General features: G+C 33.9%; 7 protein-coding genes and 3 pseudogenes. 6 read left to right on the forward strand and 4 right to left on the reverse strand.

The features are described from left to right. Together ACWIX0_RS11860 and ACWIX0_RS11865 are read left to right on the forward strand one after the other, a co-directional pair. The coding region (locus tag ACWIX0_RS11860; RefSeq protein WP_454174204.1) for a hypothetical protein at positions 1 to 828 on the forward strand (828 nt) is incomplete at its 5' end. Between the two features lie 10 nt (positions 829 to 838). Next, positions 839 to 2,107 carry a hypothetical protein gene (locus ACWIX0_RS11865; protein ID WP_454174205.1) on the forward strand — a complete coding sequence of 423 codons (1,269 nt, stop codon included), beginning with the start codon at positions 839 to 841 and terminating at the stop codon, positions 2,105 to 2,107. Between the two features lie 310 nt (positions 2,108 to 2,417). Here ACWIX0_RS11865 and ACWIX0_RS11870 read toward each other — a convergent pair whose 3' ends face one another. Next, on the reverse strand, positions 2,418 to 3,887 hold the full coding sequence (locus ACWIX0_RS11870) for a hypothetical protein (RefSeq protein ID WP_454174206.1): 1,470 nt from the start codon (positions 3,885 to 3,887) through the stop codon (positions 2,418 to 2,420). A gap of 153 nt (positions 3,888 to 4,040) precedes the next feature. Beyond that, positions 4,041 to 4,651: pseudogene (locus ACWIX0_RS11875) on the reverse strand (transposase); the annotation flags it as partial. Between the two features lie 90 nt (positions 4,652 to 4,741). Here ACWIX0_RS11875 and ACWIX0_RS11880 point away from each other — a divergent pair. Next, positions 4,742 to 5,475: pseudogene (locus tag ACWIX0_RS11880) on the forward strand (IS1595 family transposase). Positions 5,476 to 5,526: 51 nt separating this feature from the next. Here the strand turns inward: ACWIX0_RS11880 and ACWIX0_RS11885 are convergent. Continuing rightward, positions 5,527 to 6,132 (reverse strand): hypothetical protein, encoded by a 606-nt coding sequence (locus ACWIX0_RS11885; protein ID WP_454174207.1) that lies wholly within the window; start codon positions 6,130 to 6,132, stop codon positions 5,527 to 5,529. Positions 6,133 to 6,769: 637 nt separating this feature from the next. Between ACWIX0_RS11885 and ACWIX0_RS11890 the strand changes: the two genes are divergently transcribed. From ACWIX0_RS11890 to ACWIX0_RS11900, 3 genes are all read left to right on the forward strand, one after another. After that, complete coding sequence (locus tag ACWIX0_RS11890) at positions 6,770 to 8,002, forward strand: ammonium transporter (protein WP_454174208.1); 1,233 nt, start codon at positions 6,770 to 6,772, stop codon at positions 8,000 to 8,002. A gap of 41 nt (positions 8,003 to 8,043) precedes the next feature. After that, positions 8,044 to 8,448 (forward strand): hypothetical protein, encoded by a 405-nt coding sequence (locus ACWIX0_RS11895; RefSeq protein ID WP_454174209.1) that lies wholly within the window; start codon positions 8,044 to 8,046, stop codon positions 8,446 to 8,448. A 335-nt stretch (positions 8,449 to 8,783) separates the two neighbouring features. Then, on the forward strand, positions 8,784 to 9,119 hold the full coding sequence (locus ACWIX0_RS11900) for a DUF262 domain-containing protein (protein WP_454174210.1): 336 nt from the start codon (positions 8,784 to 8,786) through the stop codon (positions 9,117 to 9,119). On the opposite strand, the pseudogene ACWIX0_RS11905 reads toward ACWIX0_RS11900, so the two are convergent. Beyond that, positions 9,106 to 9,260 (reverse strand): annotated as a pseudogene (locus ACWIX0_RS11905) (IS1595 family transposase); the annotation flags it as partial. The gene ACWIX0_RS11900 and the pseudogene ACWIX0_RS11905 sit on opposite strands and share 14 nt — an antisense overlap.

Genomic DNA, 9,260 nt, shown 5'->3' on the forward strand with positions numbered 1-9,260 from the left:
AAAAGGCTAAAGTATTTCAATAAATTGGAGCATATTTATAATCTAGCAGAAGCAGTAGCATTTTTAAAAGCATTGCCAAAAAGAGCAAAAAAAGATTTTATAAAATACGCTAGTAAAAATCCACAAATTGCTTGCAAAATCGCATATATTTATTATAGGTTTGATTTGGGGAATGATAAGTTTGTAAGCAGTGTAGAGGGCAAAAATGGAGAATATGTGAGTGATAGGAAAAATTTTATAGAAACTTCACATTCTGTATTGCAGAATAATTCTATTGGCGAAGTTCAAAACTTAAAGATAATTGTTAAATACAATGAATTGCTTACATCTGATAATGTGAATTTAAAAGCAAATTTTATTGTTGGATTAACATTTAAGGTATGCAACACATTTGGTCTTCCATTAAAAGAAGTTATTTTTTATAGCGACAATGAAAATTCGTATGGATTTTGCGAACCAAAAACAAAAAAAATTTATTTTAATAAGCGTCATTTATACCATCAAAATATTTTTAGAGAAATGGTTGATACTGTATTTCACGAGATAAGGCATTTTTACATATATCAATATATCACCAAACCATTGAAAAAGAACACCAAAACATTTGGTTCGTTGATAACATATCTTGGAGTTAGTGCTAATTATTATATTGATGACAATGTGAATGCAAAAACAAATATTTTTCGTAGTTTTTATAAAATATGTTACAAATATGATGCCAAAAGTGTTGGCTGTGAAAAAAATAATGAGCAAGAGATTTATGAGATTCAGCCTAATGAGCGAGACCCAAGATATGTGGCTACAAAGATTATGGCTATATTACCATAAAGGATAAACAATGAAACGAGTGAATCCATCTAGTCGTATAAAATTCTTAAATTTTAGAGATGACAAAACTATTCATCTAGGCATACAAACAAATATTTTATGCGTAGATGATAGAATAGAAGCTAAATATTTGGGTCGTCCATTACAAGATTTTACTGCTACGCTTTATCTAGGCAAAATCGTTTTTGAGAAAAATAAAAAAGGCATTTTAGCACCAAAATTTATCCCATCAAAGATTGCGGATTCTAGTTTTGAAGGGCTAAATACATTTTGGCTAAATGAAATCAATAAAAAAGCAAAAAAACCTTTTAGGTCGCTCATTAAATGCGAGCGTATTAAAATGGCTGGCACGATGTGTCTCATAGATTCGGATTCTATCCCCTACCAAAAAATCCACTACTTTAGGCACAAAGATAATATCATTTTAACAAAAGAGCAAATCATCTCATATTTCACGCAATTACACCAAGAAAACACAGGATTTATCGCAAACTACATAGAATCTATAAATAAAAATAATGGAATCAAAGCCTATCATTTACACGATAAAATCTATGATGATTTATTATCAAAAGGAATCCTGCAAAAAGATATGTTTAAATGGTGGAGTAATGCCCCTAAAGCACCTTATACGCAAGCAATACTACTTACGCTAGATTTTCTAGTGAAAACCAATCAACCAAATCATAAAATCTTACTATATGATGAGTTGTTTTATGCGTATTTAGTGTGGAGTTTGAGAGAGTTTTTGATTCCGTATTTTAGTGGTAGATTTCAAGATGAAAATCATTTACTTTTTAACGCAGGGGCATATAAGAAATATATAGAAAAATTCAATATTGGAAACCCTCATATTAACAAATTTGAAGGCTTATATATAGAGATTATTTTTTATGAAAATATCTTGCCAACTAAGCATAATGTGGGATATGTAGAGGGTTATGAAATATTTTTTAAATATCACGGACCAAATTTTTTACCTATTGATGAAAGATATGCACACTTAAATTTACCAAAATCTAAAGGCTACGAACAATACTCCCCAAATATCGATATGAGTGATTTTTGTAATGATAAAGAACCTTGCTCTTTAAGAGAGGATATATTTAATAAAATTACAAAAGTTAAACCCTCCCCACTAGGCAAATACTATTTTGAATTAAGCGATAACAAAAGCGTATATATCGAATTTTTCCCTAGAATCTACCCTAGCATTACCAATCTTCCAAAAGGCTGGAGCAAAGAAATGATGCAAAAACTAGATTTAAAGTTAGAATAATCATAAAAGTATTTTGATAAAATAACGAAAATCCCAATAAATCTACCATATAAAACAAAATCAACCTGCCTTATAAACAAAAAAAAAGAAACAAAGTCAATAAGATTAAAAAACAAGGCTTAAGTTGGATTTAAGTCTTTGTATTTTTTAGGTTTAGAGATATTTTCGGCTTTTTTAAAAGCCGAAAATATGACAAGAAAAAACCGAAATATGATAAAAATCATTTAGATACTTTAACTTGCCTTAGATTTACAAACAATCAACAAAAATACACGCATACAACATAAAGAAACGCAAAATCCAAACTTGCCTAATTTCCCTTTTTAGAATACTGCTCGACTTCTTGCTTAGTCAGCACGATAAAATCCGTGCCTGAATTGTGCCTAGATTTTCTAGCGACTTCGATTAGCTGATTTGGATTGCTACGAATATTTGGATCTATGTAGCCCTGCTCAATTAAACTAGAATTGATATGAGAGATAAACTCCCCATCCGTTTTGGCAATTACGACTTTATTTTCCTTTGACATTGTCATTATTTCGATTTTTAGCGCAAGCTCGACTTTAAAATTAGTCGTGTATATGAGATAAATTTTTTCGTGATTTTTCATATATCGTTGGTAAAAATTGTATCCCGTTTTTTCAGCATCTGAAAGCTTTGCTTTATCAAGCCTTTTTAAATACTGCCAATAAAATGTCATCGTGCAATAAGGGCTATTTACATCGTGGCGAAAAAATCCATTATGCACAGATACAGATTCCATACCGATTCTCCACATTTTGTTATCTAGGTGCGTGGCGATTAGGTTTAGCGCGTTGCGCACTTTTTCTGCTAGCTCGATGCGCACCGCTTGAAATGAGCTAGTAAATTCGCTCATATAATTTGCCTTAAAATTTTTGGTTAGGCTATCAAGTCGCTCCTGTGAGGCAAGCAGGGTTTTTGCTTCCTCTTCGGCTTTTTGGGCGATTTTTACTTGCGTGTCGATTTTAGCTGGCAGTGTCGGGTCTGCTTTGTTGATTTCTAGTTGTGCGCGGAGTTTTCTTGCTTCGTTGTTTGAATATTTTGCTTTATTATTTGCCTGCATTATTTGCTCTTTTATGTTTGAAATCGCCTTGTTTGCGCCTTTGTAATGCAACTGCTTATCCAAAAACACATCTGCATAAATATTTTCTGGCTTTGTAAGCGCACTTTGTGCTAGCTCTTTAAAAGAATACTCCAACCCGCGCAATTTTTGTAACTCAATAGCAAACATATCCGAGCTAATCTTTTTGTCAAAAAACACCAAAGAATCCATAGCTTTCACCAAAAATCGTTTTACCACTAAGTAGTTTAGCTGGTCTTCTTGGGGGATTTCATCTACCTCATCTAGCGCAAATGTTACGGCTTTTGCCTCCGCTGCAAAATGCTCTCGCACGCATTCTTCTGCGCCTTGCGTTAGGCTTATTGATTTCATATTTAGATAATCTGTTTTTTGAAAAATCTCTTCTGCTTGTTTGTTGATTCTATCAGATTCTATTGCTTTTAGCTCCTCATCGGTATTGGTTTTCCAAAAATCGATCTCCTTTATCAAAGAACCCTCACCAAAATCTTGAAACTTCGAGCTATGCGCATCGGTAATGCGCCCCGAATCATCAACTCTAAATTCCACAAACATACCCGATACAGGCAAAAATTTCCTATCTTGCCAACTATCTTTTCGCAATTCAAATATTTTTTTAGAATAATTGACTATGACGCCTGATTCTGTTGCCATCGTGTATCGTGTGATTCTGCCGTGCATTGCTTCCCCTTATGTGTGATTTATGTATGATTTAGCGCATATCGTGCTTTGCAACTTGTTATAATATACTATCTTTTAGAAAATTTCCCTTAAATACGCGATTTTGTTGCAATTTTTGCATATTTTATGTTAGGCTAGAGATTTTTGTATAGCTCAATCCAACTTAAGCAGATTATTTTTTATCAATTTTAGTAAGATTTTATACAAATCTTGTCCTTTGATTTTGGTGATGGCTATCTAAATTCTGTTTCTTTTAAAGGAATCAAAAAATTCTCTTTTTTGATTCCTTTAAATTAGCTTAATCTATGCTTTGCATAGCCACTTTTGCTTACATTTGTAAGCAAAGCAAAAACAAAATCTACTAATCCATCATACGCTCCCCAATAATCGCTATAAATTATAGATTCTACTAAATCGCTACAATCGTGTAATATAGACAATAATTCACTAGCAGAGCAATGCTTTACAATTTGGGTATAAACACAATTATTTCGTTTTAGCATACCTTCTGCTTGCAGTTGTCCGCGAAACGAAGCAAAAAACACAGGTGTTTTTTGCTAGCTACTTAAGTCTCTTTTGCCTATCCCTCTTTTAGCGACCAAAATCTATATCAAAAGGTTGCTTTCATCAACCTCAATTTCGCCATTTAATTTAGATATTTTTTCACATTCTTTGGCGATTGAAATGCGGATTTGATTGATGATTTTATTGACACTTTGACGAGAAATGTTGCTTAATTTTACAATTTTAGAAGCTTCAATATCAAGACTTCTTGCAAAGTTAAGAGTGTAAGCGAAGTAGAAACATATTTAAGGCTCTCTTAAACTTAAGATCAAACAAAGGATCTTTAAGTTATGGTTGCACCGATGAAAAACAAGTATATCATTCGTTCAAGAATTTCAGAGGCAAAAACAAGAGAGATTCTTAAACTTTTTTGTCTTGATATTGAAGCTGTTAAAATTGCAAAAATTACTCAAATATCAGAGCAAACTTTATGCAAAATCTTTAAGCAAATTCGCATTTTAATCGCACAAGAATGCGAAAAAATCTCTACATTAAATGGTGAAATAGAGATTGATGAGAGTTATTTTTTGCTTCGTTTTACTCGCAACTGCAAGCAGAAGGAGCTAGGCGAGTTCGTGGCAAAAGAGGGCGAGGAGCTGGCAAAAAGACACCTGTATTTGGTATGTTAAAACGAAATAATTGTGTTTATACTCAAATTGTAAAGCATTGCTCTGCAGATGAGCTTTTGCCTATAATACGAGATTTAAGCAATATAAATGAGACAGAATTTTATAGTGATTATTGGGGGGCGTATGATGGATTAGTAGATTTCGGTGCAAAAGCACATTATCGCGTTAAACATAGCAAAAATGAGTTTGCGTTAGGTAGAAATCATATAAATGGAATCGAAAACTTCTGGGGCTATGCTAAGCATAGATTAAGCAAATTTAAAGGAATCAAAAAAGAGAATTTCTTGCTTCACTTAAAAGAAACAGAATTTAGGTATAATACTCAAATTAAACAGCAAGATTTGTATAAAATCTTACTAAAATTGATAAAAAATAATCCGCTTAAGTTGTCTTGAGCCATATTTAATAATCTCTATTATTAAAATCTATTTTGTTTTTGCCTTGTTTTAGCTTCTTAAATTCTTGCAAAGGTTTTTATTATGTGGTGTATATACTTGTTTTTCATCGTGTGCATCATAACTTAAGACTCCTTTATTTTGTCTTAAGTTGTCTTGAGCCTTTTGATTTAATTGTCTAAAATCTTGCTTATACTGCTTAAAAAGTAATTCTAGATTCTGCTCTATATCTTCGCTATCAGCATATACCACACTATCGCCATTAAGTATAGGTTCTCTCTTAGAAATATTATATGTCCTAAATTTACCCACAAAATTAGCTAAATCGCGTGAAAAAAGTCCCTTAAAAAGTTTTCTATGAATGGTTGTAAGGGCTAGATGAGAAAATGTAAAAGCATTGGTGTTGATTAGCTCTGCGATTCTTTGGGATACTATATCGCATTCCATCATAGATTTTATACTAGGATTTGATAAATCCTGCGTTGCATAATGCTTTTGTAATTTTTCTGCAAGTTCATAATATGTTTTAGATTCGTTTGCTACTTTGTAAAAATAATCAGATGGCTTAAGATTATCAACTTCATTAAACCCTACACCTATTTCTAGGCTTTTTATATCGTATTTTGGTTCTATATGTTCAAATTCATCGTATTCCATAATAAAACCTTTTTTTGATTTTTATTCTTTTTTGCTATAAGGCATCACCAATGAAAAACGCCTTATTTACAACTTATACAAAGCAATTATAGCATAAGGGCTATAAAAGGATTTATGATTTTGCTAAGTTAAAATTATGCTTTTGATGGGCTAAAATATGTGAATCTAAAATCATACCAACCTTCTACCGCTGTTTTTTATATTTTATTTTGCGTAGTTTATCTAAAGATTGCCATTTCATTATATGTAAGTGTTTTTTATCGCCTTATTCTAGCTTTTATGGTAAGTTTATGTTTTTTTTACCTTTTTTAATTGTTGGTTTTTTGTCGGTAAAAATATATTTTACCCTATGTTATTTTTGTGATTTTTTGCTTTTTTTGCGACACAAAATTAACATATTTTTAACAAATTTTGATTATATTTCGCTTCGTAGTCAATGGGCTACCAACACTTTTAGAATCTATATTACGATTGCTTTGTATGAGGCGTGCACAATGCTTTATATTAGCATTTGTAACCTCCACATACAGCAAAAAGTTCCTAACATTATTAGCACAACTTTTTAGCGCAAAATCGCACGACTTCACTTCAAAGCATTGTTAAGATTCTATTTTGCTACAAAGGCAAAAGGACAACAATGGATACTATAAATACAAGTTTCATAATGCTATGCTCACTTTTAGTCTTGCTGATGACGCCTGCGCTGGCGATGTTTTATTCTGGTATGGTGGGGACTAAAAACACCCTAAATACCATAATGAACGGCTTTATCGTCTTTGGCGTGATTACTTTGCAGTGGATTATTGTGGGCTTTAGTTTAAGTTTTAGCGGGGATAATGCTGGCATTATCGGGAATGTTGAGAATTTCGCGCTTGCTGGGATTAGCGGGTTTAATGATGATGGTGTGCCAAATATCCTTTTTATGCTCTTTCAAATGATGTTTGCGCTTATCGCCTCAGCGATTATCACAGGTTCGCTTGTTGGGCGCATTAAGCTCGGTGTGCTGGTGGTGTTTTTGCTGATTTGGAGCACGGTGGTGTATGACGCGCTCGCGCATATGATTTGGGGTGGCGGATTTTTAGAATCTCGAGGGAGTTTAGATTTCGCAGGTGGCGGAGTCGTGCATATTAGCTCTGGCGTGGCTGGGCTTGTAGGCGCGCTCCTCGTGGGTGCGCGTAAAACCCCCGCTTCGACAAGCGGTGCGCATTCTGTGCCTTACGCGTTTTTGGGTGCGATTTTGCTCTTTATCGGCTGGCTAGGGTTTAACGCAGGTAGTGCGGGCGCGGTAAATGACATCGCGGTAAATGCCTTTATCGTAACGATTATTTCAGCGGCAAGCGGATTTTTAATCTGGGTGCTACTTGAATGGATAAAGCACAAAAAGCCAACGGTGCTAGGTGGCTTAAGCGGTCTTGTGGCAGGGCTTGTGGGCATTACCCCGGGAGCTGGGTTTGTAGGGATTTGGTCAAGCGTGCTAATCGGTATGATAAGCGCGCTGGTGTGCTACTTTGGGCTATTTTACATCAAATACAAACTCAAATGGGACGATAGCCTTGATGCGTTTTCACTGCACGGCATCGGGGGAATCTGGGGTGGTATCGCCGTAGGACTATTTGCTTCTGGTGCGGTAAATCCTGACATAATCGCAGATGGTGCTTTGGGCGAGGGTTTGCTGATTAGTGGCTCTTTTGCGTTATTGTTGGAGCAGATTTTTGCTATTATTGTTTGCGTGGGATTATCTGCGGTGGCTAGCTTTGTGATTTTTAAGGGGATTTCGCTTATCACGGACTTGCGCGTCAAAGAGGAAATCGAGGAAAAAGGCTTAGACATTCACTTACACGGCGAAGAAGCGTATAATATGAAAGAATAAGATTTTTCATAGAATCTTAAAAAGCGATATTAGGGGCAAAAATGAAAATGCGCTTTGGATTTTGTATTGCGTGTGTTTTGTGGCAGGGGATAGCACTAGGAGGGGCAGTGTGTGAGTATAAAATCAACAAGGCAAAGGAGGGGATAAAATCCTACCAATCCTACAAAAAAAGAGATGAGGATAAACTAGCAAAAGCAAAAAACGAGCTAGAATCTTTGCTACAAACTTGCGATGATGAAGCGGTGCTAAAAGAAATGGAGGAATATATCGCCTTTGCATTGCAAAAACTAAAATCTGCAAGGCAAAATCTAAATCTAGCAATGCAAAGCAACAACACTCATCAAATCACACAAGCAAAGCTAGCGCACAAAATCGCTCACATAGAATACATAGCCGCTAAGCAAGAGCAACTAAGATTAAAAGATTTGCTAAAATCTAGTCGCTAGGATTTTGCGACATAGATTGCTTTTTTTTGCAAACATTTGCGACAACTTATAAAAGCAAAAAATCATTATTTAATATTCATTTCAAAATCTTGCATTTACAAAAACTTGCTTACGAAATCTCAAAATCCTATTTAAAACACATTGTTTTTTTTATTTTTACCACCAAATAACTACGCTTACATTTTGTATAAAATACCCTAAAATACGCAAACTCAAAAACAAAACAAATCAAGTAAGTAAATGCAATATAAATCAAAAAAAAAAAAAAAACGCTAGAATTAACCTATTTTTATCTGCGATATTTTTGTTAGATAGATTGTTGATGGAGGTTAGTTTTGAAAGTCCAAGATATTTCGCTAAATAATTTTTTAGCTATGCTTAATACAAGATTTGTTATTCTTGTTTATCAGCGTAATTATGCGTGGGAGAGGACACATTGTGGAAAATTGCTAGAAGACATACTTATCATTGTCAAAAAACAAAAGGGACATTTTTTAGGCACTATTACTTATATTTTGCATTATAGTCCGCAGGGTTTTGGCAATATAGAGCAAGAATATGTAATCATCGATGGACAACAGCGCATAACCACGCTAATGCTTTTGCTAAAAGCACTGCAAGCAAAAAGCAAAAACGAACAAATCAAAAACACAAGGCTCAAGACAACTTAAGCGGTTGATTTCTCATCATTTTTAGTAAGATTTTATACAAATCTTGCTGTCTAATTTGAGTATTGTATCTAAATTCTGTTTCTTTTAAATGAATCAAGAAATTCTCTTTTTTGATTCATTTAATTTAGTAAGTCTATGCTC

The sequence above is a fragment of the Helicobacter sp. T3_23-1059 genome (assembly GCF_053654515.1).